Origin of the sequence: Citrobacter sp. S55_ASV_140 (genome assembly GCF_018919505.1) — a bacterium.
Lineage (GTDB): Bacteria > Pseudomonadota > Gammaproteobacteria > Enterobacterales > Enterobacteriaceae > Citrobacter > Citrobacter werkmanii.
The window spans coordinates 1-25,154 of sequence record NZ_JAHLQZ010000013.1; the positions used below are offsets into that span (position 1 = coordinate 1).

The 25,154-nt window shown below is 49.9% G+C and carries 21 protein-coding genes; 11 read left to right on the forward strand and 10 right to left on the reverse strand.

All coding sequences use genetic code 11. The annotated features are described in order from the left end of the window. A partial coding sequence (locus tag KQJ18_RS04000; RefSeq protein ID WP_216421462.1) for a hypothetical protein occupies nt 1–1,516 on the reverse strand: 1,516 nt, incomplete at its 3' end. Nucleotides 1,517–2,160: 644 nt separating this feature from the next. Between KQJ18_RS04000 and KQJ18_RS04005 the strand changes: the two genes are divergently transcribed. Continuing rightward, nucleotides 2,161–3,672 (forward strand): hypothetical protein, encoded by a 1,512-nt coding sequence (locus KQJ18_RS04005; protein ID WP_216421465.1) that lies wholly within the window; start codon nt 2,161–2,163, stop codon nt 3,670–3,672. Between the two features lie 190 nt (nt 3,673–3,862). On the opposite strand, the gene KQJ18_RS04010 is transcribed toward KQJ18_RS04005, so the two are convergent. The 6 genes from KQJ18_RS04010 to ptsG form a co-directional block, all read right to left on the reverse strand. Then, nucleotides 3,863–4,207: a hypothetical protein gene (locus KQJ18_RS04010; protein ID WP_253297445.1), complete on the reverse strand. Its 345-nt coding sequence runs from the start codon at nt 4,205–4,207 to the stop codon at nt 3,863–3,865. Between the two features lie 2,178 nt (nt 4,208–6,385). Continuing rightward, nucleotides 6,386–7,135 (reverse strand): HipA family kinase, encoded by a 750-nt coding sequence (locus KQJ18_RS04015; RefSeq protein WP_216421467.1) that lies wholly within the window; start codon nt 7,133–7,135, stop codon nt 6,386–6,388. A 205-nt stretch (nt 7,136–7,340) separates the two neighbouring features. Further along, the gene (gene hxlA, locus KQJ18_RS04020) at nt 7,341–7,976 is read right to left on the reverse strand and encodes a 3-hexulose-6-phosphate synthase (protein ID WP_123828911.1); all 636 of its coding nucleotides are present in this window, start codon (nt 7,974–7,976) and stop codon (nt 7,341–7,343) included. 24 nt (nt 7,977–8,000) lie between these two features. Continuing rightward, the gene (gene hxlB, locus KQJ18_RS04025; protein WP_216421501.1) at nt 8,001–8,564 is read right to left on the reverse strand and encodes a 6-phospho-3-hexuloisomerase; all 564 of its coding nucleotides are present in this window, start codon (nt 8,562–8,564) and stop codon (nt 8,001–8,003) included. Continuing rightward, nucleotides 8,564–9,406, reverse strand: a complete 843-nt coding sequence (locus KQJ18_RS04030; protein ID WP_128350481.1) for a glucose-6-phosphate isomerase family protein — start codon at nt 9,404–9,406, stop codon at nt 8,564–8,566. Before KQJ18_RS04030 ends, hxlB begins: the two co-directional genes overlap by 1 nt. Next, nucleotides 9,403–10,929, reverse strand: a complete 1,527-nt coding sequence (gene ptsG / locus KQJ18_RS04035; protein ID WP_216421469.1) for a glucose-specific PTS transporter subunit IIBC — start codon at nt 10,927–10,929, stop codon at nt 9,403–9,405. Before ptsG ends, KQJ18_RS04030 begins: the two co-directional genes overlap by 4 nt. A gap of 222 nt (nt 10,930–11,151) precedes the next feature. On the opposite strand from ptsG, the gene KQJ18_RS04040 reads away from it, so the two are divergent. The 7 genes from KQJ18_RS04040 to ugpC all read left to right on the forward strand — a co-directional run bounded on the left by KQJ18_RS04040 (nt 11,152) and on the right by ugpC (nt 19,841). Further along, nucleotides 11,152–12,831, forward strand: coding sequence for an SgrR family transcriptional regulator (locus KQJ18_RS04040; protein WP_216421471.1), 1,680 nt, complete (start codon nt 11,152–11,154; stop codon nt 12,829–12,831). A 147-nt stretch (nt 12,832–12,978) separates the two neighbouring features. Beyond that, on the forward strand, nt 12,979–14,217 hold the full coding sequence (gene rbsK, locus KQJ18_RS04045; RefSeq protein WP_216421473.1) for a ribokinase: 1,239 nt from the start codon (nt 12,979–12,981) through the stop codon (nt 14,215–14,217). A 67-nt stretch (nt 14,218–14,284) separates the two neighbouring features. After that, the gene (locus KQJ18_RS04050) at nt 14,285–15,262 is read left to right on the forward strand and encodes an ABC transporter permease subunit (protein ID WP_216421474.1); all 978 of its coding nucleotides are present in this window, start codon (nt 14,285–14,287) and stop codon (nt 15,260–15,262) included. Continuing rightward, nucleotides 15,262–16,161 (forward strand): carbohydrate ABC transporter permease, encoded by a 900-nt coding sequence (locus KQJ18_RS04055; RefSeq protein ID WP_216421475.1) that lies wholly within the window; start codon nt 15,262–15,264, stop codon nt 16,159–16,161. The genes KQJ18_RS04050 and KQJ18_RS04055 overlap by 1 nt, the downstream gene beginning before the upstream one ends. A 14-nt stretch (nt 16,162–16,175) precedes the next feature. Further along, the gene (locus tag KQJ18_RS04060) at nt 16,176–17,576 is read left to right on the forward strand and encodes an extracellular solute-binding protein (RefSeq protein WP_216421476.1); all 1,401 of its coding nucleotides are present in this window, start codon (nt 16,176–16,178) and stop codon (nt 17,574–17,576) included. Then, nucleotides 17,573–18,784 (forward strand): ADP-ribosylglycohydrolase family protein, encoded by a 1,212-nt coding sequence (locus KQJ18_RS04065; RefSeq protein ID WP_216421477.1) that lies wholly within the window; start codon nt 17,573–17,575, stop codon nt 18,782–18,784. The genes KQJ18_RS04060 and KQJ18_RS04065 overlap by 4 nt, the downstream gene beginning before the upstream one ends. A 1-nt stretch (nt 18,785) precedes the next feature. Then, the gene (ugpC, locus tag KQJ18_RS04070; RefSeq protein WP_216421480.1) at nt 18,786–19,841 is read left to right on the forward strand and encodes a sn-glycerol-3-phosphate ABC transporter ATP-binding protein UgpC; all 1,056 of its coding nucleotides are present in this window, start codon (nt 18,786–18,788) and stop codon (nt 19,839–19,841) included. A 203-nt stretch (nt 19,842–20,044) separates the two neighbouring features. Here ugpC and KQJ18_RS04075 read toward each other — a convergent pair whose 3' ends face one another. Beyond that, nucleotides 20,045–20,362, reverse strand: coding sequence for a CcdB family protein (locus KQJ18_RS04075; RefSeq protein WP_216421482.1), 318 nt, complete (start codon nt 20,360–20,362; stop codon nt 20,045–20,047). Nucleotides 20,363–20,365: 3 nt separating this feature from the next. Beyond that, complete coding sequence (locus KQJ18_RS04080) at nt 20,366–20,596, reverse strand: type II toxin-antitoxin system CcdA family antitoxin (protein WP_216421484.1); 231 nt, start codon at nt 20,594–20,596, stop codon at nt 20,366–20,368. Nucleotides 20,597–21,367: 771 nt separating this feature from the next. On the opposite strand from KQJ18_RS04080, the gene KQJ18_RS04085 reads away from it, so the two are divergent. From KQJ18_RS04085 to KQJ18_RS04095, 3 genes are all read left to right on the forward strand, one after another. After that, nucleotides 21,368–22,243 carry an integrase domain-containing protein gene (locus KQJ18_RS04085; RefSeq protein ID WP_216421485.1) on the forward strand — a complete coding sequence of 292 codons (876 nt, stop codon included), beginning with the start codon at nt 21,368–21,370 and terminating at the stop codon, nt 22,241–22,243. A gap of 247 nt (nt 22,244–22,490) precedes the next feature. Then, on the forward strand, nt 22,491–23,072 hold the full coding sequence (locus KQJ18_RS04090; RefSeq protein ID WP_032418441.1) for a ComF family protein: 582 nt from the start codon (nt 22,491–22,493) through the stop codon (nt 23,070–23,072). A gap of 2 nt (nt 23,073–23,074) precedes the next feature. Continuing rightward, nucleotides 23,075–23,632, forward strand: a complete 558-nt coding sequence (locus KQJ18_RS04095) for a hypothetical protein (RefSeq protein ID WP_032418439.1) — start codon at nt 23,075–23,077, stop codon at nt 23,630–23,632. Nucleotides 23,633–24,331: 699 nt separating this feature from the next. Here KQJ18_RS04095 and KQJ18_RS04100 read toward each other — a convergent pair. Then, nucleotides 24,332–25,126, reverse strand: coding sequence for a nucleotidyltransferase domain-containing protein (locus KQJ18_RS04100; protein WP_204525351.1), 795 nt, complete (start codon nt 25,124–25,126; stop codon nt 24,332–24,334). Nucleotides 25,127–25,154 lie beyond the last annotated feature (28 nt).

Below are 25,154 nucleotides of genomic sequence, written 5' to 3' on the forward strand. Positions count from 1 at the left end.
ATAACCTGTGGAGTTGAAGCGTGACTTTGTCAGCGTGCTTAATTATTTTTTTCGCCATTTCACGATGATCATTACATAATGCAAGAAACTTTCTGAACATAAAAGCTGCATATGGGTAATGCGAAAGCACATTTTCGATTTGCGAGGAGATATGGCGCTCTTTCAATAATCCATATAACGTTGCTAAATCCATACTTTCAAAATTAATTACAGCCCCATTGGAATCTGTAATGACCATATTTTCGCTTCTAATGACATCCCTCGTCAATACCATTTGTTTGACAACGTAATCCACCCCCATGCAGGGAACTACTGAATAGATCACATGTTCATCATGGGTTAAATCTTCAGCGGATACGCCCAGAGTGAGGGATTCTAAGGCAGACCAAAAGGATGTATATTTACTTTCTTTAGAGGCATTACTCACGCCATTTCTAAGAAAATGAAAAGCCGAACTTATCTTTTTAACTGAATCGCGCGAGGTTTTTACATATAACGTAGAAATCGCATCTATAAAAAAGGAAAATTCATTTAATGTCAACCTGTCTGAGTTAACATTTATTTCATTTTCAAATTTCCCTATATGAGTATCTTTTCCTTGCTCATCCGTTACCGTAAATGCGTTATGTGTATTTATTACACTCTTCCCTATCATATAGGCGACGACATCCAGGGATTCAACTAAAATAGCTTCTGCGTTTGTTTTCGCCGAAAGAATAGATATTGCCTGAGTTTTTATTTTTATGCTTGTTGCTTTTTTTTGCTTATCCGTTAAAAAAGGCGTGTACTCACAGCCATTGAAGCAAAGTGGGGTTTTGGCCGACATCAGCATATCATATAAGCGGTCATTCTCCATGACGAGAGATACTACGTATGTGGTTTGAGGGACGCAAAGCTTATCCTTCCATGAGTTAAAACGCTCACTGAATGCGTTACCTTTTTTTCCTAAAAGGATACGCTGGAATAAGAGATAACATTCAGATAGCGGCATACCAAGCGTTAGAACCATACTCATTAAGCCATTGGTTAAACTGACAATACAGTTCAAATCCTCATCATTTAGATCTGTTGTTTTCTGTAATTCAACATCTAAAAGACCTATTGTCTTAACAATATAATGCTCTTCAAGACTCGCAATCAGCTGTGCGGCAATGCTTTCGACCAGCTTACGTTTTTTCTCAATCGGACTACGCCCCGAATCTCTGATGACTTCAACTGATGCCATCAAGGCAAGCAGCTGCTCGGGGATCCCTTCGAACACGGCATCGCAGACGACCTTGTCTGCTGAAAGAAGCTCAAAAAGTTCCTCAGCAGCTCGCGCACGTTTTTCAACCCCTTTGAATTTATCTCCAAAACGATACAAAAAAAGCAATTCTTTCAACGCATTTAAAGGATTATTGAAGCTGACACGATCAGTGTCTATACTGTCTTTATGAGAAAGGTTACCCCAACATTCAATAAAAAAAACCTGTCTGGAAGTGCAGCCTGTCGCATTGAGTCTTTTGTCGATTCTCATAAGGGTTGCTTCCCTGCTGTGAAATGGTATAATCCGATAATAATATAGATTTTTGCCGCGCAGTTGAACATAACTGCGTGTAATCACTGAAAAAAAAGACCCTCTCCTGATCGCCTGTGGCATGTTCCCGGACTGGTTAGGGTCGTGCTATCCAGAACCGCCCTTTTCGGGGCGGTTTTTTTATGACCTTGGCCCATGCTAAAGTTGCGCGCACTAAGGCGATAGCTTCCATTCAAAATGCAACCCTACCCCGCAATCCTTCAGCTGGTTCAAATTTGCAGAATCCCAACCAACTCGCCGCCGTAAAGATTCGTCTGGCCAACAGCTTCAGACAGCCTGCCGGAGTTTAGCGACTTGATCCAAGATGATAAGGCTGACGTGAGGCTCACCTTCCAGAGCTTTCAATACAACTGTGCTAAGGCTGTTTAAACCAACACTGGAAAAGCTATTTTACATGGACGTCTCCACAAGCCTTCTTAACGACACCGAGGTATCGGTTAACGCAATGACGATCCAGTTCGCAACTGTTCACGTAGCCGTGTGTCGTATGAAAAAAATGCGCCCTCAACTTGATGACATCATATTGACATCAATTTGACGTCACGCTACCTTGAGTGCAATATGAATACACAATGAGGTCAATCATGGCTACGATTCAAATTAGAAATCTCGATGATGATGTTTATGACCGTATGGCGAAGGAAGCTTCCCGTCAGTATCGATCGATTGAAGGCGAAGCTCGATTTACGCTGACAACAACCTATCCAGAATCTCCCTTATCCTTGCGAGAAGTTTGGCAAAAAGAAGCCGGTCAACGAATAAAATGGGTGTTTGAAAAACTGCGTGAGGACGGCTGGTTTCGTTACGGGCAAATGTCCGATCCAGTATCACTGGCACATCTTATCGGCGAACCAAGTCCTGCGGCATTGCTTGACTGCCTTGACGGTAATTCAGGTCCAACTTTCGATATGGCATTTCGCATGGAGAAAGAGTTTAGCTGTAACGCTAACTGGATTATGAGCGGCAACGGTGAACCTTTCCGAACAACAAGTTTAGGTGGGCAATATGAAAGTTATTTCACATCTCTTCTTAATGAAACCGGCAGTCTCGATCAGGACAATGAGCTTCACTTTGTACGCTACTCTTCAAAAAATCAGTTTGACGGAACACTGTTAATTATCCATCGTGCAGGCCAGGTTTGGGAATGTCGATATGAATATAATCGATTCTGTCTTAGTGACAATATGGGAGGCCAGGGTCGTAATAATCTGTTCAACTTTTTGAAGTTCGTTAAGCTCACTTTGTCTGATGTCAATTACAAATCATGGATTTATCATGATGAAACTGACGCGTATCCCGCTTTTGCTCATCACCATCCCAGCCACTACATTCTCGATATGATGCGTTCAGAAAAAAATGAATGGCTTCAGTGCATGCAGCAAGGGAATCAGCCTCAAGGCTGGATAATGAACTTTAATCATGACCTTAATAAACTCAAACAAGTATCAACCAGTCCGTCCGGAGTGTCTGACGCCCCTATGTACCCCCACGTGGCCAAGCTAAAAACACGGTTCATGCAACAGCTGGTACAAACCCTTGGTAAATATCACATACTCTGCGAGTCGTGGAGTGAATTTGAAGATGAATTCATAAAACGACGACCTACGGGCATCCCGAATTCATGTATTGCTCTCGAACTTTTAGGGACGTTCCATGTCTTTGACAACCTGAACAGCCTTCATAATCCCTCTCCCGAAGATGTAGAGCGTCGAAAAGCGTTGAAGTATTCCCTACAGGAAAAAAATGATTTTAGCTCAGAAGAAGCGATTGAATTCATGGAGAAAATTAGCGTAAGAGCGCTTACTGCCAGTGATTTTATTCGCGCGATGGCGGAGAATAATGTACGTTGTAGTGATGAGAAGAAATTTGTCAGTAAAGTTAACAGCTCTATCGAAAGCAAGTATCCTGACAGTAATCCTGTAGCCAACAACATTATTTCGGTTGCGTTAGGCCATACCTTCTACTTTGACGATAAAAGTGGTACTTTAAAAACAGACAAAGTTCAGATACTGGAAGGCATCCTTCAGCGTGATTTCTGTTTCACTGAAGAACAGATGCATCAATTTATGAATATGATTAAATCTGGCAAAGAATGAAGCCAATTATTATGTGAAATATTACCGACGCATCATACCCGTTGCTATGGTGCGTCGTGATTCATGTAATTTTATGGTGACGATAATAACGTCTTTCTGCAATCTGAAGCATCTGTTGACGATAGTTTAGCGTTGCAATTACTGGAGTGACATCACAATCCCTGGCGCAATCTCAAGCACTCCCCGACGGTTAGCCCTGCTCCTGCTGTACATCCTCAGCGTAATACGCGAACAAAACATCGGGCATGAGACCGGTTTTCTCTATGGTAGCCAGCACAGACCGCGTTGAAGCCTCGGAAATGACCTTCATCGCCTCATCACGAATTTGAACATACGCTGGGTCTTCACGGGGCACGAAAGGCTCAAGGAGGTGGGCGATGGCTTTACCGTTAACAGAAAGGCTGAACGTGCCAGCGGCACGATCCACATTCCAGATGTAGATGAGTGGCCATAAACCCAGCTCGTCGCATTCGGCCTCACTGCGGATCCCAGGCAGGTACACGGGCATAGACAGCTTTTCATCACTCAGCGTCAACGCGATAAACTGTTTTGCCGTAAGACGGGGCCTTGCCTAGGCCCAGCGTCAGGTTTTTTCTTTTTAAAGAATCCGAACATGGTGATTTCCTTGTTTATGACGAATTGGAGGGATAACCACTGTCTTACTGAGTGGATTACTCAGATCCGCATAGACCTCAGCGCAAACAGGCGGTAATTACCGTTCAGCAAAAGTGATTGTTACACGGTTCATATCGCCAGAAACGAGGGAGACCCTTCGATTACACATTCAGCATTAATGGTTGCCTCTATCTCGGGAAGTGGAATAGTCACTTTTCTTAACATCCTCCCGCACTCTTCCGCCAGATCGAGCCTCATAAAGTTTTTTTTAAATCAGAAGCTATTCAATGGCAGGCCATGCTGTAGTTCACGCTATATTTCAAAGGCGTCAGTTACTTCAGCAAACGCTCCGGACAGGAACGCGCCGTTCATGTGTGTCAGATGCCCAAACGTCTTCTTCTTGCTTCAAACAAATCCTGTCACGAATCCATTTGATAAGGCCGCTTTGAGCGCGGAGCGGGAGTTCGCAATTGAATCGCGAAGGGCATTTAGAGCATTTCCGTGTGATAATCAACGGAGGCTGGTCACAGACTCATTAAAAATTCAGTTAAGTTGCTGCTAACCCAAGTCGGTGCTAGCAAATAGAAATATTTTCTTTAACGTTTCTCAGGGAATGAATGGTGGATAAAGAGAACTCTCAAAGCTTATTGAAGATGGAACGATTTCTTATCAGAAGGAAATTATGTCAAGAGGATGTAGAGCAGGGTTGATATAAACATCCAATATTATTACATCTGCAAGATAATATTAAAAAGCAACCATTAATATAATAATTGCGTTTTAATTGACAAGTTTTTATCAACGTAACCTTGGGTCCAAATAGTTTCAAGGTGATTTTCTTACATCGAAGATACTATTAATCCAAGCTTAGTAACGTCCGATTCTGCTGCAGCCCTGACTATCTTAGACTCATGACCAGATATCAAACCCTGCTTTCCAGTTTCTTACTACACGAGAGTGTCTGCAGAACTGCTGAGGTGGTCCATGTCCGCTCATGGCACATAGCTGAAATTGATGACTCTTACTGTTTACAGCCTTAGCTGGACGAAGCGGTTTTTCTGTCTAGCGGATATTGAAAATCTCCCGCCCCTTCCCAATATCAAAACTGGCACTTTCGCCGGATAACCAAGAGATACGGGAACATGATATACGTCTACAGAAGACCTCCAAATCAGCTCCTTTCTGTTTCTCGTTTGAAGCACCATTTGTTGCATGAGGTTGAGTCAAATAAGCACATTATGAGTCAGTGGGAGGCCGCCAGAACGGCACTCTTGAATAATGGGCATTATGGGATCTCGTTTAAAAATGATCCCCATGTCTTCACGGATGATGCAGGTGGAAATCATGGATTCATTTTTTTGAACGATGACGATCACTCTTTTCTTGTCGTGGCTTCGTGGCAGATAGAAGAGTACGGTATGCCTTTCGCTACGTATTAATCCCTGAACATGGAGAGAAGTATCTTTCTTTCCAGTTCTGCAGGTAGAAGCTGGACATTCGGAATAAAATCAGAACTGAGCAGCAACATGAGGTATAGTATTTATGATTACCGCTACTATAAGCGAGACGTTCAAACCTAAAAGACAAGGAAAGATGATATGTATGGAGAGGTTGTAAGCGCACTTTCTGGGGCCAGAACATTTAAAGAGCATATTACTGCTTTACAGAAAATCCTAGATAGAAACCCAGTAGATCCGACTCTGAGAGCTGCTATCACAGAAGTGATAACAGAATTAATGCATGGGCAAGCCGACGCTGCAAGACGGAAAATATCCAGCCAAAAACTTCGACTGGATAACTCATCGATTAAAATATTTCAGCAACTATTAGCATACTGCAAAAAGCACTCCGCTAGCGGGGATCCCGAATGGATGGTGGCTGCGAGGAATGCCGGCTGGACACCTCCAGCACCTTAAAAATGAGGATCAGGTCGTTTCGGCGGCCTTTTTTATGCACCTTGTTTAAGTCTCCTCGCTGCTAGACATTCAGGTGTTCCTTTCCATGTATGCAGAATGGCTACCGATACACCTTCGAGAAATCACTGTAGTCGACCGGTAGTTTTGAGCGAGAAACAGAAGTTTCTGCTTAGTTATTTATACTATTGGTGATTTAATTCCCACTCAATACATGATTTCATCATAGGAATAAACCTCTCACAGGATGATGAAAATACCTCAACAAATTTAAATTTATAACTTTCCGGAACATGCCAATCTTGAGGGATGCTATCAGCGATGGATTGATAAAACTCAACAGGTATTTCACAAATTTTATCCATCCATGACTTATACTCTTCTGCAGAATGCAAAATTCCGCGATGATATGGCGATGACTCAATAAACAATTTATTATCCGTCCATATAAAACCATCTTCTCCCCACGCCTCACAATTATCATCTTCAAAGGCGATTCCAGCATCCATGAATAGTAATTCGCCATTTAACAATTTGCAAGTATCATTTTTTACATCACCTATTGATAGCCAATTATCAAATATGGATTTGCCATAGAGATTTTTCATTTGGTTATTACTGAATTGATAACCCTCAAGCAACTCTTCTAGATTATTTATGAACTCATATGCAATAAAATGAGAAGTTAATACATTTAGTTCACTCTTTACACTTTCAGAAAACTGAACTACATGGCCTTTTGGCCAAGGTAAACCTATTTTTTCGGCTAATTTAAAAGCTACTAATTCATTAAACAACGCATTTGTTTCATGACCGGACTTGCTGAAATATGTTTTTACAAACCAATCATTGCCTAGCTCATCAACACCAATAAAAGGATTGGAGTGATTTGTGTATTTTTCCAGTTTATCTTTAATGGAATTAATTATAATCACGGCAACCTTCAATAGAAACAATAAAATATGGCGCGAAGTATAATTGTATAACCAAAAGGAGCACAACATTTTCGAGAGACTCCTGAGTTATTAATCTTTCCACGTGAGCTACCTCTGGTGAAGAGTTTACTCACTTAGCCGCATGTCCACTATTGGTCGACATCTGACACACAATCGCGCCAGATGCCACTCTGCTCGTCTAACCTCAGTGATGCTGCAACAACACCTGTGAAATCTTCCTCGCTTCATCCGCCGGATCCGCCGAATGCGTGATCGCAGATCCCACAATCACAACATCCGGGCCTAACAGCGCATAGTCTTTCACCGTCTGGCTACTGATGCCGCCTGCTACGGCAATCCGTGCTTTCCGGCGCGCCTTCAGCATCGTTATCAAATCATCTATCGGCTTGCGCCCCGCCGCCTGCTGGTCGGTGCCCGTGTGTACCGCCAGCATATCCGCGCCCGCCTCTTCCAGCAGACGAACCCGCGTGGGGAGATCGTCGACGCAGATCATATCCACCACCACCTGCTTTCCAGCCTCTTTCGCTGCTCGAATGCAGGACTGGATCGTCAGCACGTCGGTCACGCCTAACACCGTGACATAGTCTGCCCCGGCATCGTAAAGCAGCTGCGACTCAAAATGGCCGCCATCCATAATTTTCGCATCCGCCAGCACTTCCTTATGTGGGTATTTCTCTTTAATGGCTTTAATCGCATTCACGCCTTCCCGAATAAGAAAAGGTGTACCCACTTCAATAATATCAACGTCATCAACCACCTTATCAATAAATACCAGCGCTTCAGGCAGGGTTAACTCGTCCAGGGCAAGCTGTAATTTCATGTTGGTTTCCTTGTATCGAATGATTTATTCGAGGTTGGCGTGCAGCGCAAAACCTTTGGTTAAGCGATATCCCGTCGACTGCGCCAGAATCACTATCATGGCGTCACCCAGCACCATGACCGCCTCTTCAAACAAGCTGCCGCCGGGCAGAATGCCTTTCACATTCTCTGGCCCATCCGGCAGTTTGTCGGAATAGGCCGGAATCCTGACCACCACCTCCGCCAGACTGCCCAGCGTGGAATCGGGGAAAATGGTCAGCAGGGCCACGGTGCCGCCCAGCTTCTTCGCTTTCGCTGCCACATTCACCAGCGAAGCCGTTTCGCCCGATGCGCTGGCCAGCAGCAGCAGGTCGCCTTTTTGCAGCGCAGGCGTGACCACATCGCCGACAACATGCACCTTCAGGCCGATATGCATCAGGCGCATCGCCAGAGCTTTCAGCATTAACAGCGAACGCCCTGCGCCAAAAACAAATATCGCGTTCGCTTCAGCGATGGCCTGCTCCAGACGCGCCAGCGCAGCGCCATCAATCCGCGCCATCGCCTGATGCAGGTCGCTACAGGCGACGCCTGCAACAGATTGCGTTTCCATCATGCGTCCTCCTGACAGAGCGGGAATAAATCATCCTGATACTCGAGCATCCCCATGATTTCCCGGACATAGTTATCGACATGCCCCAGAAAGTGAAAACGTTCCGGCGCGGCGCGGTAGCGCTGGTAAAGCGGCGTATCGAAGGTGATGCCAAGATGCGGGTTCTCTTTGACGGTGGCGAATTTGATGTGCGGAATATGCGGGTAGTAGTGATTCTTGCGCACGCAGAGCTGCCCGTTCTCCTCCACGATGTAGCAGGCCATACCGTGATAAAACTGCACCGTGTCGTAGTGAACCGCGCAGGGTTTATACGCCAGGTTGCTGAACACCAGCGGCCCGTCGCCGATATTGATGGAGCAGTGGCCGTAATTCGGCGGCACGATAATGCTCTGCCCCTCCTTCACCACCGCCACGATAAGATCGTCCACCAGCAGATCTTTTGGTTCAACGGCAAAATCCGGCGACTTTTGCAGGATATACGCCGCCGTGCCCTTAATCACTTCATACACTTCCGGATGGGTGTTGCGCCGCGTGTCGTTATAACCGTGATAATGGCCGCTGGTTTTCTTGCGCTCATGGCCAATCGTCCCTGGCATAATGATGGTGATGTCGTACTGATACTGGTCAGCGGCAAGCCGTTCCTGATCCTCCGCAAAGCTGAGCCCGCGATAAACATCGTAAGCCGGTTCATCACGCTGCGCTTCGGTGAATTCCGGTAAAACCACCGCCATCTGCCCGGCGCTTTTGCGACCAAAACCGAGATAGTTCAGCGGCGGTTTCAGCGCCATTACGCCGTCGTCATCGAGATACAGCGGCAGGCCGCTGTGGTGTAGCTGTTTCATTTTGCCTCCTGTGTATACGCGTTAGCTGCGCGGATCGCCTCTTTCAGCCGATCGGACTTCATGCCAAATACGCTCTGGATGTTGTTCCCGACCTCGACGACGCCCGCCGCGCCAAGCTGTTTCAGCAGCGCTTTGTCCACCAGCGTCTTATCCGTCACGTCAATGCGCAGACGCGACATGCAGGCCTCGATGCTGGTCATATTCCCCAGCCCGCCATAGGCCAGAATGATGCCGCTCACCAGGTCGTTCTGTTCGTTTTCCGTTGCTACGGCTTTTTCTTCAACTTCCCGCCCCGGCGTCAGCAAATTCCAGCGGCGGATGGCAAAGGTAAACAGGGCGTAGTACACCACGCCCATCACCAGCCCAACCGGGAACACCATGTACCAGTGAGGCGCGCGCGGCAGGACGCCAAAGAACAGATAGTCGATAAGTCCGCCGGAGAAAGAGAGCCCGATGTGCACGCTGAACCACTCCATCAACAGGAACACCAGCCCCGCCAGGACGGCGTGAATGCCATACAGCACGGGCGCGACAAACAGGAAGGAGAACTCAATCGGCTCGGTGATGCCGCAGACAATGGAGGTGATCGCGCCAGAGAGCATAATGCCCTTCACCCGCGCTCTGTTTTCCGGGCTGGCACAGCGGTAGATCGCCAGCGCAATCGCCGGAATGCAGAACATCTTGATCGGCGTCAGCCCGGCCATAAAGGTTCCAGCGGTAATCGGCACCTGGTCTTTCAACTGGGCAAAGAAGATCAGCTGGTCGCCATGCACCACCTGCCCGGCTTTGTTCACGTACTCGCCAAACTGCAGCCAGAACGTCGGCCACCAGACATGGTTAAGACCAAACGGGATCAGCAGCCGCTCGACAAAACCGAACAGGAAGGCGGACATGCCCGGCCCCTGCACCGTCATGGTATTCGACAGGCCATTAATCAGATGCTGAACCGGCGGCCAGACCACCGCCATCACCAGCCCGACAAACAACGCGGCGAAGGAAGTCACTATCGGCACGAAGCGCTTGCCGGAAAAAAACTCCAGCCACGAGGGAAGCTGGATGCGGTAATACCGTTTGTACAGCCAGGCGGCAATAATCCCGATGATAATGCCGCCAAACACGCCGGTCTGTAGCGAAGGAATGCCCAGCACCATCGTGTAGTCACGCACCTGCGCCACCGACTCGGGCGTGATCCCCAGAAACTGGCCGATGATGACGTTCATAATCAGAAACCCGGCGATCGCCGACAGCCCGGCAATGCCCTGATCGTCACTAAGTCCCACCGCCACGCCGACCGCAAACAGCAGCGGCAGGTTAGCGAAAATCGCACTGCCCGCTTCCGCCATCAGCTTCAGCACGTGAACCAGCCAGTCAGCGCCGAGAAACGGCAGGCTGGCGACAATATTGGGATCCTGAAAGCTGACGCCGAAGGCCAGCAAAATACCGGCGGCAGGCAGCATGGCAATGGGGATCATTAACGATCGCCCGATGCTTTGTAACATTTGCAGAAGGTTGAATCTTTTCATCTCGATCTCCTGAGCGCGTCTTTATGACAGGGATTCGCACAACAGCAGGTTCTGCTCCGAACACATTCAGTATCCGAACCGGAGATGATTAAAAAAACAGCAACCGACGACGAAAGTTATTTCCGGTTTTCGCTTAAAACCGGAAAATTTATGAGGGCAATCACGCCAGAAGCCGTCAGAAAGGGATAAAAGAGGAAATCGCGTTCGGCGGGAGGCCATCATATGAGTATCTTCGAGGCGCATTTTCGCAGGCTGCACGCCCGCTACGGCGCAGGTCAGACGCACGAATTACAGATGCAGGAGATCGCCGCCATCTTCGGCTGTTCGGTGCGTAACTGCCGAATTGCGCTGAAAAAGATGCATCAGGAAAAATGGCTCGACTGGCAGCCGCAGCGCGGGCGCGGCAAGCGCTCACGGCTCCACCTGTTAACCTCACCGGAAAAGCTGTTCAGCCAGAACGTCAATAAGCTGCTGGAGAAGCAGGATTACGGCAACGTGCTGCGGTTTATCGGCAACGACAAGTATCTGCTGGATCGCCTGAGCCTGTGGCGCTTTGGGGTACAGGATAAAAGCAGCGAAACGCGGGTGCGCATCCCCTACTACCGCGATCTGGATCCGCTTAATCCGCTCGTTCCCCTGCGGCGGACCGAACGCCATCTCCTGCGCCAGTGCCTGAGCGGGCTGACGCGCTATGACGCCGTTCAGGGCAAGATCGTCCCCGATATCGCCCACTACTGGACCCACAATGAGGACTTTACCCGCTGGGAGTTCTGGCTGAAATCCACCGCCCGCTTTGCCGATGGCAGCGAACTGAATGCCAGCGCCGTTCAGCGCTGCCTGCTCGCCGCCAGCCAGAGCCCGCAGTTCGCCCCGCTTTTCAGCCCAATCAAAACCATCACCGCTGATGCCCCCTGGCATCTGGCGATTGAAACGCATCATCCGGTCAGGCGTCTCGACTGCCTGCTCGCCACTCAGCCGACGATGCTGTTCGATTACCAGCACGGACACATCCGCTGTACCGGCGCTTTCCACCTGCAGGAACACAGCGACAACTTTATGGTTCTGCGGCGCAATCAACACTGGCACCAGGCGCGGCCCGGACTGGATGAGATCACCATTTTCACCAGGGCTCCGGAGCATATCAGCATGAGCTTTATTCCCCTGCTGCGGGGCGAAGAGGCGCAGGATGACCGCCCGCTCAACGAGCGCAGTCTGGAGCAGGGCTGCTGCTTTGTGCTGCTCGACAGTGACGGGGCCTTTGCGGATGAAGCCGGAAGACGGTTTATCAATTACCTGCTGCAACCTGTCGAACTCCTCAGCCAGACGCAGCTTCCCGACGAATACGCACGCATCCTCTCCGTGGCTCAGGGTATGCTGCCGCAGTGGAACCACCGCCCGGTGGATTTCGGCGGGATCACCGCGCCGTTTAACCTGCGTCAGCCGGTTATCATCAGCACCTTTCAGCAACCGGAACTGGTGGAGCTTGCCGGAGCGATTCGCATCCTGCTTGAGCGCTGGCATATTCGCGCGGAAATACGAATCGACGCATTTGACCACTTTAACAACCAGCCGCGTCCTCCCGCGGATATCTGGCTCAGCAACTTTATGCTCGATACCTTTTCGGTTCCGGCGTTTCTGGAATGGCTGGCGTCCACCACGCTGTTTACGCGACTGCCTGAAACCCAGCGACAAAACCTGAACGCCCTGTTGCCGACGATTCTGAACAGCGACGATGAGCATGCATTCGCCACCATTGCCGCCTTTTTCCATGAGATGACCCACCAGCGATATGTCATTCCTTTGCTGCATCACTGGATGGAATTTGCGACCGAGAAGTCATTTACCTGGCGGGATTTAAATACGCTGGGATGGCCGGATTTTAGCCAACTTTGGCTCGAATAATACGCCCCTACAGACAACATAACCAACTGATATCAAATAACTATCACCTCATAAATTTCCGTTTCTTTTTGTTTTATTGAACGATATGTGAACAACACCAAAACATTAACACCAAAGAAACAATAATATAACTTCAGAGGTGACAACATGCTCAATAAAGAACGGCACTATGCAATTTTGACCTGGCTTAACAGGTATGAACGGGCGACGGTGAATCAGCTTGCGAAAGTATTCGGCGTCACCAGGGAAACGATTCGCAGCGACCTGAATTTATTAGCACAGGAAGGCGGTATTGAGCGATGTCACGGTGGCGCAATTATCAAACGCCGTATTTTTCATACCCAATCCGTCAATAATTTAGATAGCAATATCATTCATTTTTTTGACTCTGCACAGTCAAAAAAAGCGATCAAATCCCGACATAAAGGGCGAAAGATGAAAGGTAAAGTCTGTATTCTGGGTTCATTCAACGTTGATATTATTGCTAACGTCGATCGTTTTCCCCAAAGCGGAGAATCTATTTTTTCCGAAAACACTATTATTGGCCCCGGAGGTAAAGGAGCCAATCAGGCGCTGGCCGTCAGCAAATGCCATGTTAAAACTCATTTTGTCGGTAAAGTGGGTAACGATCAGTTTAGCCAGATGGCCTTTGAACATCTTTCATCTTCCGCTATCGACAGCTTCACGCTTTATCAGGATAAAGAGAAGAAAACCGGCACCGCGCTTATTTATGTCTGTCAAAGCGATGGCGAAAATATGATTGCCATCAGCCCCGGGGCTAATCGGTCCATTACTGCCGATGAAGTTGAAGCGATTACCCCTGAAGTTAAAAACGCAGATATTTTTTTAACCCAGTTGGAAAATAATCTGCCCGCGACCTTTCGGGCCATTGAAATTGCCCGCCGTAACGGGATCAAGGTGGTATTAAACCCGGCCCCCTGGTCATCTGATGTGGTTAACTGCCTGAAGAATGTGGACTTCCTGACACCCAATGAAACTGAGGCCTCATTGCTGTCTGGTATTCAGATTACAGACCTTGCCAGCGCAAAGGAAGCCGCCAGAGCCATTAAGGCCAAGGGGGTAGGCCACGTCATCATCACCATGGGAGCGAAAGGCGCGCTCATTTATGACGGTGAGCAATTCATTCATATCCCGGCGCTGAAAGCCGTTTGTGTGGATACCACCGGTGCAGGCGATGCCTTCAACGGCGCATTCGCCGCCGCGATGGCGAAAGGGGAATCCATTATTCAGGCAGCAAAATTTGCCTGTGCTTTCGCCTCTCTGGCCGTTGAAAAAGAAGGCGCGTCAAATATGCCCGAATATAAAGATGTCCTGACCCGCCTGGCACAATATAACGATAAAAACATTCTCACTGAGAAAAATTAACGCACTTATATTTCTGCAAACACAGATTATATTCACGACAACCATTTCAGTAATGGGAGTATGTCCGATGAAAGCCCTTACAGAGTCAAAACCCGGCGGCGTGATACCGCAGGCAAATAACATACCTCAGCAGCAGACAATATCCCGCATGGCAAGTTGCCGCCAAAAGTTACGCCGGTGGTGGCCCTTCTATGTCATGGCCCTGCCTGGGATTATCTATTTTTTTATCTGGCACTATTTACCGATTTGGGAAACCAAAATCGCGTTTGAGCAGTACCGTATTATCCCGCCAAATATCTGGGTCGGGATGCAGTATTTTGCCACGCTGATGTCATCCCCTGTTTTCTGGCAGGTGATACAGAACACGGTGATCATCGGCGCAATGAAACTGATTTTTATTTTTCCGGTCCCCATTATGGTGGCGCTATTGCTTAATGAAGTGCGCTCATCCGCTTACCGTAAATTTGTCCAGTCGGTGATTTACCTGCCGCACTATCTCTCCTGGGTGGTAATCGCCAGTATCGCGATTGCCACACTCTCCCCGGTTGATGGCGCGGTTAACGAGATCATTAAATCGATGGGCTACGATCCGATCCCGTTTATGACCGACAGCGGTTCCATCCGCTGGGTGCTGGTGTTCACTGAAATGTGGCGCAGCGCGGGCTGGGACTCATTACTTTACATCGCCGCCATCCTCGCCATCGATCCACAGCTGTATGAAGCGGCGGAAATGGACGGCGCCGGACGCTGGCGCAAAATCTGGCACATCACCCTGCCCGCGATTACCCCCACCATCGCCACGCTGTTTATTCTCAACGTCGGGCTGTTTCTGAGCCAGGGCTTTGATCAGGTCTTCAACATGACCAACGACGTGGTGAACGGGCAGATAGACATCATCGACACCTACGTCTACCGCATGGGCCTGCGCACCGGAGAGTTCTCGCTGGCGACCGCCGCAGGATTATTCAAAGGCGTGATCGGCATGATTCTTATCGTGCTGGCTCATAACGTTTCAAAACGCCTGACGGGTAAAGGAGTCTGGTAATGCGCACCTCATCACGAAGCACCCCATTTGAGCGCATCGAATATGTGCTCATTCTCTCGGTACTGATGCTGCTGGTTGTGGTGACGCTACAACCGATCCTCAATCTGGTGGCAATATCCTTCTCCAGCCCGGCAAACGTGCCCGGTATGAGCGGCCTGGAAATTATCCCGCAGGGCTTTTCGCTGGACGTCTGGAAGTTGCTGCTGACCAACGAAGCCGTGCTGCGCGGCTTTGGCAATGCGATGCTGATTACCGTGGTGGGCACCATCATCAACGTGGTTTTCACGGTGCTGCTGGCCTGGGCGCTGGCGCAAAAACGTCTGCCGGGACGCCGCTGGCTGTTTATGTTTGTCCTGTTCACCATCGTCTTTGAGCCGGGCATCATCCCCGATTTCCTGGTGATGAAAAAGCTCGGGCTACTGAACAGCTACTGGTCCGTCATCCTGTATCGCGCCGTCTTCGCCTGGTATCTGATTATTCTGGTTCGCCTGTTCGAAGAGATCCCGGAGGAGCTGCTGGAAGCCGCCGAACTCGATGGCGCAAACCCGTTCCAGACGCTGTGGTACGTCATTATGCCGGTCGCCAAATCGTCCATTGCCATGATCACGCTGTTTTACATGGTGCTGCACTGGAATGAGTTTTTCCGCGCCATGGTGTACCTCAACGACCCGGACAAATGGCCGCTGCAGGTGGTGCTGCGTCAGTTTGTCGTCGAGGGCGATAAGCTGGCGATGGTAGGCGTTGAAAGCATGTCGAACTACACCGATGCCAGCCAGATCAGCATTAAGGCGCTGAAAGCCGGGATGATTACCTTAACCATCGCCCCGCTCATCGCCATCTACCCGATTATCTTGCGCTTCTTCACCAAAGGCACCATGTCCGGCGCGGTGAAGGGTTAACAGGAGCGATGACGATGAAATTATTCACAGCAATCGCCTGCGGCCTGCTCTTATGCCAGGCTGCCTGGGCCGAACCGGTCACTATCCGGATCGTGGAAAAAGATCTGCTGACCACCAACCGCGAAGATGTCGCGCATATCCAGCGAATAGAACAGGCGCTGGCGCGTCAGGGGCACGATATCAAAATTGAGATCGTCAACCTGTCGTCTTCCGGCTACAACGACGTGCTGAACGTGATGCTGCTGTCCGGCACCATCCCTGACCTGATCTATTTCAACGGCAGCGATCAGAAGATGGTCGAACAGGGCATTCTTGAAGACTGGCGTCCGTGGATTGCGCAAACCCGCTATCTGAAAGAGGCGCTATGGCCGCACAACCGGCTTCGCCTGCAAAATCATCCGACCCTGCTGTATGTCTTTCCGCTACGCGCTCGCCAGCCGGTGATCCGCGAGGACTGGTTACAGAAGAGCGGATTCAGCGCATCACCCAAAACGCTGGAAGAGTACGTCACGCTGTTCAATGCGATCCACTCCGGCGACTACAACGGTGACGGTAAAGCGAATAGCTGGGGGATCACCTCCGAGAAAGATCTGCGCGATCTCGATGGTTTTATGAACCCGGCGTTTGGCATTCACGCCACTTGGCTGAAGGACGACCAGGGCAAGCTGATTAACGCACAGATAAGCCCGCAGGAGCGGAACAAGCTCGAATTCTACCATTCGCTGTATCAGAAAGGATTGCTCTCCTCCCAGTACATCACCACCAACTGGGAGCTAAAAGAGGATGAGTTTTATACCGGCAAGGTTGGCGTCGTGTCCGTCTCTTCACCGGGCAACGTCGGCGTGTACCAGGAAAAGATGCGCCAAATACATCCTGACGCCACCCTCACGCTGCTCGACCCACCCGAAGGCCCGGCAGGAAAAGGGCTGGCGGCGGTAGACGTCTCCATGGAAACGCGCGGTTTTGCGATGTCCTCGCTCTCGAAACATAAAAAGGAAGTGATGATTCTGCTCGACTTTCTGGCAAGCCCTGAAGGGCAAATGATGGAGCAGATGGGCTTCGAAAACACGCACTACGTTCGTGAGGGCAACACGATTAAAGTGACGCCGAAAATTAACGCCTGGTATCCCCGGTTTATCCAGGCCGCCAACTGGAAGCCGCCTGTGGAATGGCGTACGCCCGCGATGCTGCGCTATATCGACAATTCGCAACGTTATTTTACGGCGGATAATGCCTTTATCTTCCCGGCGTCGTTTGCTGCCGCCATCGACTCAACCAGCAGTATTTATAACCAATGGGCGTACCAGTTTGTCTCTGGCAAAGCGTCGTTTGACCAGTGGGATGAGTACGTCAGCGCCTGGAAAGCCGCAGGTGGAAACGCCATGACCGAATATGCAGAGGAAAAACTAAAATGACTGTGACTCAAACCGCTGATTTATCGTTCGCTTCCCGCATTCTGGGCATGTTGTATGGCGTTGCGTTCGGCGATGCCTTAGGCGGACCGGTTGAAAAACTCTCTGCCCGGCAAATCGTGGAGAAATATGGCCGCGTCACCTCCATCCACCAGCGCTGGCACCGGATGGACGAACCGTCTGCACGGCGCAACAACCGCGTGCGCGGCAACGGTATCATCACCGACGATACGCTGATGACGCTATGCCTGATGGAGATTTACAACGAGCTGGGCCGCCATGTCGATGCGTGGGATATGGGGGAGTCATTTGTGCGTAAGATTGCCTGGGAACCGCGCTGGGTGCCGGAACTGGACCGGGAAGCACTGGTTATTGAGCGCCTGTTTTATCCAGAAAAATGGATCTTCCATCGTCTGCAACTGGCCGCCTGCGACCCGCGTCAGGGCGGCGTCGGCAATATGGTGAACTGTGGCGCAGCGATGTATGCCGCCCCCATCGGAGCCATCAATGCCTGCAATCCTGAGGCGGCGTACCAGGAAGCCATTAACTTCACCCAGGGGCATCAGCAGAGCTACGGTCTGGAGGCTGCGGGCGTCTTCGCCGCCTGCGTGGCTGCGGCATTTATTCCAGGCATCACCATTGAGGCCATCACCAGCATCGCATTGAAACTGGCGAAAGACGGCACCCGCCTGGCGATCGCGGCAACGCTTGACGTCGCGCGTCGCTACCGTGGCAGCACATGGGATTATCAGCAGGTCGTTGACGCCCTGCACGAGGCGCTTTTGCCCTTCTCGCCGATGGGGGATGACCTGATGCACGGCCCGGAAAAAGCGGGCGTTCCGACCATGGCCTATCAGCCCTCACGTCTGATGTCGATTGAAGAGCTGCCGATGGCGCTGGCCTTCTGCCTGCTGCGCGAAGGCGAGTTTCGCGGCGCGGTGGAGGACTCCATCAATTCAGGCCGTGATACCGATTCTATCGGGGTAATGAGCGGCGCGATTTTAGGTGCGCTGCACGGCGAAGCCATTATCGAACCTGAGGTGTTAACGGGTATCGATAGCGCCAACCGCCTGGATCTGCGCACGGCCGCGCTGCGCTTCAGCGAATCAGCACAACACATCATCCAGCAGGATCTCGCTGCGGCGGCACTGTACCGCCAGAACGTCATGCCATTATTGCAGCCAGGCCACGCCGCCGGGCGAGGAGAGTAACATGAGCCAAATCGTTTTAAACAATCTCGGCAAATCCTACGGTAACGTCAGCATCATTAAAGGGATCTCGCTGAGTATTCATGAAGGCGAATTTATTGTGCTGGTCGGCCCATCCGGCTGCGGGAAATCCACGCTGCTGCGCATGATTGCAGGGCTGGAAGACATCACCTCCGGCGAACTGCTGATGCACGGCGAGGTGGTCAACACGCTGCCTGCCAAAAAACGCGATATCGCCATGGTGTTCCAGAGCTATGCGCTCTACCCGCACATGAAGGTGCGGGACAACATGAGCTTTGCCCTGAAGCTTGCCAGCGTCTCAAAAACGGAGCGGATGGCGCGCGTGGAAGAGGCCGCGGAAATCCTCGGCCTGACACATTTGCTCGATCGCCTCCCGCGGGATCTCTCCGGCGGCCAGCGTCAGCGCGTGGCGATGGGACGCGCGCTGGTGCGTGACCCGAAAGCCTTTTTATTTGATGAACCCCTCTCTAACCTGGACGCCAAACTGCGCCATAAAATGCGCGGCGAAATCCGTAAGATCCACCAGCGGATGGGGCGCACCACCATCTACGTGACGCACGATCAGACGGAAGCAATGACCATGGCGGACAGGATTGTGGTGCTGAATGCCGGTCATATTGAGCAGGTCGGCACCCCGGAAGAACTATACCGTGACCCGGATAATCTGTTTGTTGCAGGCTTTATCGGCACGCCGGAAATTAACACCCTCAAAGGCGTGATTCAGCGCGGCGAGATTGTGCTGCACAATGGCTATCGTTTCCCCTGCCCCCTCAGTTCTCATATCGAAGGGATGGAAATCATCTGCGCTACCCGGCCGCACTATATCCGGATCAGCGATTCAGGAATGCCTGCGGAAATCGTGTTAATAGAGATGACCGGGGAAGGACAGGAGATCCGGGTGCGTATCGACGACCAGGAGCTGATCGTGGTGTCCCATGAAAAGCTGGATATCAACGTGGGTCAGAAGGTCTTTCTCAATGTAGATGCAGCAAAAATATTCTTGTTTGATGCCCAGACCGGTAAGCGCCTGCGCTCATAGAATGCTGATTCAATCCCTCCTGCAATCGCAGGGGGGATTTTTAGCACTCCAGGAAATAGACTCAGATTTCAGCCAACTTTGGCTCGAGTAATGCTACGCCCGCAAAAGCTCGCTAAAGGGCCTTTAAAGGCCTTTAAGGGTAAGGGAGGAAACTGCGCCATGGCGGTTAACAGAAAATTTTGTCATCTGTACTGATAATTCTCTCAGATACCATCCAGAATGAAATCCAGAGCTGCCTTTACAGTCTGGCGATACACACTGCCATCACAAAACTCAGCGCCCAGGGCCTTTAACGGGATGCTCGCCAGTTCATGCGTCATTAAGGCGTACTGCTTACCATCAATGAGTTCCAGTACGGGATTTAATCGTGCCGGGCGTACCTCAGGATTTGGATAACGCTCTACAGGTAACAGTGGGATCACAATGCGCGTATTCAATGCGCCAATAATATCGCTTGTCACATCTATGAGTAGCGGGTATAGCGTGCTTCTTCCGGGGTTGCGATAAATGGTGAATTGCATGATTTAGAACGTCCTGTAGTCATCACTGAAGTGCCCATGCTCATCATGGAAACGGTTAAGCGCTTCCAGCCCTTCCCGATTGTCTTCTTTCCAGCGAGTAGCTGCGTGCTTTTTCAGTTCGGAATCAAGGGCTGCGGCCAGAGTCTGGCTCATATTCACCCCAGCAGCACGTGCGGCGGCGATCAAATCGCGTTCCAGCGTAACGGTGACACTCTGAGTAGTACGTTGTTTCATGTCAGGACCTCTCTTTGCTTTCCTGTACGTTCAGCTTACACGTATTTTTAAACATGGTCATATACTAAAAAATACTGTTAACGATTCATAAAGGTCCACATTGCCACATAACGACCATTGTTGTTTTTTATCAATGCATTATGAATAAAACACTGCTTGACCACGGCATCCACAGTGCTATTTTTACGGTAACTGCCGCAGTCCTGGGACTGCACCCGAGACAGCCATGACCTTAGAGGACTGTGCCTGACTGCTATGTCAGGTTGGTCAAGCCCTTAACCCCGCAAGCCGGACAATACGGCGGGGGCGTCTTTGACGCAGTCCGGTCGTTGTTGCTGCTATAGCCTGTGCCAGCAAGAGGCAGGTTGGTACCACGTCTTTAGACGGAGCGTATCTCTGCGCCAGTCAACAGGTTGCCTGAAACGGCGGCGCGTCACTTTGGAGGCGAAGCAAAACAAAGTGACGCCGACGCACACCGCTGCGCCAGCCGCTGTCTTATCAGGCTTATCGTTGTATTTACCCTCTGACGCCATCATTTCTGTGTCAAAAAGATAAAAAGGAGGAATGAACAGTACCGGAGGCGGATCACGACGATCCGGGGGCATCCCTGCTAACGCAGGCGGCCTGCACACCGTGCAGTACCGTACCCCACCATACCTCAACTCTCGCCTTCCGGCGCACCGGTATTGTTCAGCATGGCGCAGTTTTTACTGCGACAGTATCCACCACGCGCCGGAAAATATTGCTACCGCATCAGGCGGAGGAGTCAGTATGTCGCGACTGGCACAGGATATGAAAAAACTGGCGCACCGCGCAGGTGGCAGCCACAAAACCGTCCACGACCGCGAACAGATGGCGCAGCGTTTTGCCCGTCATCTGCTGGCGCAAAATATTCAGGTAACCAGCACCAGCCAACTCAAAGCCAGACACATTGCAGGATATATTAATGAACGGCTGGCGCAGGGTATTTCTCTGCGAACGCTACAGAATGAGATGGCGATGGTGCGTTCCATTCTGGCTGAAGCCGGACGCACACACCTCTGCCAGTCAGAATTAATCAGCAACCAGTCGCTCGGTATCAGTGGTGCCAGCCGTGACGGGACGCACCGGGCCATTCAGGATGCACTTTACCATCAGGTGCTGGAGCGGATACAGCAAACCGACGCAGGTCTCGCGGCCAGCCTGCAACTGGCGCGGGTGATGGGCCTGCGTGGTCAGGAAGCGGTACAGTGCTGCCAGTCGCTGAAAACCTGGGATAAACAGCTGGAAAAAGGGGCTGAACGTCTGTCGGTGATCTTTGGCACCAAAGGCGGACGACCGCGCATGACACAGGTGATAGACAGGGAAGCGGTTCGCCAGGCGGTGAAAGAGGCGTTGAATATTGCCGGGGAGCGTGACGGGCATCTGATTGACAAACCGGATCTGAAATCCGCAATGGATTACTGGCACAACCATCTTCGCGATGCCGGGCTGACGGGCGAATACTCTCCCCACTCCCTTCGCTACGCCTGGGCGCAGGACGCGATCCGCTATTACGAGGAGCAGGGACTGAGCCACAAAGAGGCGCTGGCGGTGACATCAACGGATCTGGGGCATGGGGATGGTCGCGGGAGGTATATCGAGCAGGTGTACGGACATAGTGCATAAATACATCCGAACGACCTGACCTTAACAAACGTTGGCTCGAATAATGCTTCATCGAATACCCGCCACTGATGCCAGTAATCTTCGCGCTATACAGTATATTTCCCCTCGCCAGAACTTGACCTTCTACTATTTCAATAGCCATCGATGATGTGATACTTAGAGTTCAATCGCAAAAAACTCCCCTTTAACTTTCAAGAAGTTCAACCAGGTGTAATCTTTATATTTTTTACACAGCAAGGATTAACTAATGGATGTCAACCTGAAACAAATTGATGGTAATTGGCAGCTAGGTTTTGCAATGGATAAGCACAGCATTCGCAGCATTCCAATCGGAGAAGACGAATGGGGACATATGCGATTCGAAACAGAACGAACGGAAGTCGGTGAAGCACTTTTCCAGTTGAAATATCGGAATGATTGGTCGCAAGTCACTCCTCTGGCCCAATGCCTGGCTGATAACGCCTACCCCAACTTCGACAACATCGGCTTTATCGTGCCCATGCCAGCATCAAATCCAAGAGATCGACAACCTGTGACAGAGATTGCTCAGGAATTGGCAAGATTAGTTGATAAACCCTGTTTTGATGGCTTACTACGGAAAGCTCCTGGAGGGGCCTCGTTAAAAAACTTAAGTTCAAAGGCCGAAAAGATCGAAGCAATAGGCGATTCGTTCTCGGTACAAGATATCATTAGCAATCAAGGATGCTGGAACGTACTTGTTATAGACGATCTGTATCATACAGGGGCCTCCATGGAGGCTGCATGTGCTGTTCTAAACGGGTATGCTAAAGTAAGAAACATATATGTAGCAGCTTTGACCTGGAGATAACGATGACTACGGTATTTGTTGCAGGCTCGATAACCATCAAAAACCTCGACACGCTTATCGTGGATCGCTTGAAAAAAATTGTTAACTCACAATTTCAGATAGTTGTTGGTGATGCCAATGGTGTCGACTCATCTGTGCAACGAGTGTTGGTAGACCTGGGGTGCAGACAAGCCACCGTATTCAGCAGTTCCGAAAAACCACGCAACAATCTTGGTTCATGGCCTGTACATGTTGTAGATACAAATCATGCCTCAGGATCCCGTGCGTTTTTCACTGCCAAAGACCTCAAAATGGCTGAAGAGGCAGATTATGGCTTAATGGTTTGGGATGCGAAAAGTACAGGCACTTTGAGCAATGTTATCGAATTACTGAAGCGTAAAAAATATTCGGTTGTCTTTGTGAATAAAGCCAAAAAATTTTTTATTATCAAAACGCCCGAAGATTTGGATGCTCTCCTTGATTGCATGACATCAGCCGCTTTGGAAAAAGCTGATGAAAAAATCAAGTTACGCGAAAAAGTAAACCAGCTAAAAAACGAACAGATGCAGATGTTTATGTGAACAATCTGGTAATCTTTTCCGACTCAGCTATGACGGCAGTTATCAATAGCGAGAGTGTGAAAGGTACGCCAGGGAACCTTTTCAGGTTCATTCGAACTTATCGACAGTGGGATTGAAATTTTAACTTTTGCTTATGTTGACCACAGAAATAAACATGCCATATTTCAGAAACCAACAATAATCTTATAAATCATTAAGTTATAAAAATCCCTTCCATATCAACATCATCGCCACTCTTTTTGCGCCTTCCCCTTCGCGCAAAAAATCAAAATCCCCAACAAACTCAACCACCTCCACCACCAATTACAAGGACGCCAGCACCAAATCATGATCCGGATACGTCCAATGAAGTCCTAAGAGCCCGCACGGCGCAAGCCCTGCGGGCTTTTTTGTGTCTGTTATTGTCCGAGGACATCCGGCTAAATCCAGAGAAAATTGGTACACGTTATATTGTGATCCATTAAACGTATACCAACTATGGAAAGAATCCAGACATGGCGCGTATCACATGCCCCTCACTAACAACGAGATCCTTAAAGCTAAGCCCCGAGAAAAAGAAACCATGGTCAGTTTTGAACGATATACTGACCTTTACTTGCGAAAAACGTCTTAGATTACAAACTCAAGGCACTAATACAGAGCAGAAGTTTTTCGGCTGCATTGCTGGCGGCATCCCAGATGTTAGCGATAAGAAGGGACTTAGTCAGAGTACTCTTTCAGCATGGCAAGAACCGCCTGTCGTGCCGCATCGTCTGCAATATTGTCAGGCAAAGCATCAGCTCGCAGATTGATATAAGCATCAGCGGCCATTTTGATGGCCATGCTGACGGAGTCACAATCGTGCGTGGACAGCGTAGAAGTCAGCAGGCCATCAGGATCAATGCTGAGGAATTCAATGCGGCGAACCCCACGTTGCGGTAAATTTGCACGACGGTACAGCATAGGTCCCAGCACCTGCTCGCGGAAGAATGCCAACATACCCATCGCTTCAAAAAGTTCGCCCCTTCCCAGTTTAACCACCGCATAATGAAGCCAGATCCAGGCGCGGGACTCAAACCACTCCGGCGTCATGTTTGGCCAGTGAGCGCTAAACTTTGCCAGTTGTCGCTCCAGAGCAGTGTTATCACGGGTAAATAACACCGCTGGCTCCTCAACGCGTTGAGTGAGCATATCCAGGGTGACGAATTTCAGATCGACATGAAGGAGTTCAGGGCCATACAGGCATATAAGCAGACGAGGCTCTCCGACATGTTCCCCGGTGAAAGCATGCAGCAGATGGCCTAATGTTCCGGCAAGTTCCCTACGCTGCGCCATGATTTCGTCATAGTGGAGAGAATCAACGACAACGACAAAATCGAGATCGGAGTATTTATCAAATCCGCCGTGAACAATCGAGCCACCAGCAAGAAGGGAATGGATTCGCGAATCCGACTGAAATTTAAGCTTGAGTTGCTCTGCAAAACTTCTGTGTAAATCGGGTAATGTACTCAGCATACTTTTTCCTGTTCACAAAAAATACAAA

What these genes read in the sequence shown, in the direction of transcription:
- KQJ18_RS04005 (WP_216421465.1), top strand. Translation starts at nt 2,161, where the DNA reads ATGGCTACGATTCAAATTAGAAATCTCGATGATGATGTTTATGACCGT.
- hxlA (WP_123828911.1), bottom strand. Translation starts at nt 7,976, where the DNA reads ATGAAATTACAGCTTGCCCTGGACGAGTTAACCCTGCCTGAAGCGCTG.
- hxlB (WP_216421501.1), bottom strand. Translation starts at nt 8,564, where the DNA reads ATGGAAACGCAATCTGTTGCAGGCGTCGCCTGTAGCGACCTGCATCAG.
- KQJ18_RS04030 (WP_128350481.1), bottom strand. Translation starts at nt 9,406, where the DNA reads ATGAAACAGCTACACCACAGCGGCCTGCCGCTGTATCTCGATGACGAC.
- ptsG (WP_216421469.1), bottom strand. Translation starts at nt 10,929, where the DNA reads ATGAAAAGATTCAACCTTCTGCAAATGTTACAAAGCATCGGGCGATCG.
- KQJ18_RS04040 (WP_216421471.1), top strand. Translation starts at nt 11,152, where the DNA reads ATGAGTATCTTCGAGGCGCATTTTCGCAGGCTGCACGCCCGCTACGGC.
- rbsK (WP_216421473.1), top strand. Translation starts at nt 12,979, where the DNA reads ATGCTCAATAAAGAACGGCACTATGCAATTTTGACCTGGCTTAACAGG.
- KQJ18_RS04050 (WP_216421474.1), top strand. Translation starts at nt 14,285, where the DNA reads ATGAAAGCCCTTACAGAGTCAAAACCCGGCGGCGTGATACCGCAGGCA.
- KQJ18_RS04055 (WP_216421475.1), top strand. Translation starts at nt 15,262, where the DNA reads ATGCGCACCTCATCACGAAGCACCCCATTTGAGCGCATCGAATATGTG.
- KQJ18_RS04060 (WP_216421476.1), top strand. Translation starts at nt 16,176, where the DNA reads ATGAAATTATTCACAGCAATCGCCTGCGGCCTGCTCTTATGCCAGGCT.
- KQJ18_RS04065 (WP_216421477.1), top strand. Translation starts at nt 17,573, where the DNA reads ATGACTGTGACTCAAACCGCTGATTTATCGTTCGCTTCCCGCATTCTG.
- ugpC (WP_216421480.1), top strand. Translation starts at nt 18,786, where the DNA reads ATGAGCCAAATCGTTTTAAACAATCTCGGCAAATCCTACGGTAACGTC.
- KQJ18_RS04075 (WP_216421482.1), bottom strand. Translation starts at nt 20,362, where the DNA reads ATGCAATTCACCATTTATCGCAACCCCGGAAGAAGCACGCTATACCCG.
- KQJ18_RS04080 (WP_216421484.1), bottom strand. Translation starts at nt 20,596, where the DNA reads ATGAAACAACGTACTACTCAGAGTGTCACCGTTACGCTGGAACGCGAT.
- KQJ18_RS04085 (WP_216421485.1), top strand. Translation starts at nt 21,368, where the DNA reads ATGTCGCGACTGGCACAGGATATGAAAAAACTGGCGCACCGCGCAGGT.
- KQJ18_RS04090 (WP_032418441.1), top strand. Translation starts at nt 22,491, where the DNA reads ATGGATGTCAACCTGAAACAAATTGATGGTAATTGGCAGCTAGGTTTT.
- KQJ18_RS04095 (WP_032418439.1), top strand. Translation starts at nt 23,075, where the DNA reads ATGACTACGGTATTTGTTGCAGGCTCGATAACCATCAAAAACCTCGAC.
- KQJ18_RS04100 (WP_204525351.1), bottom strand. Translation starts at nt 25,126, where the DNA reads ATGCTGAGTACATTACCCGATTTACACAGAAGTTTTGCAGAGCAACTC.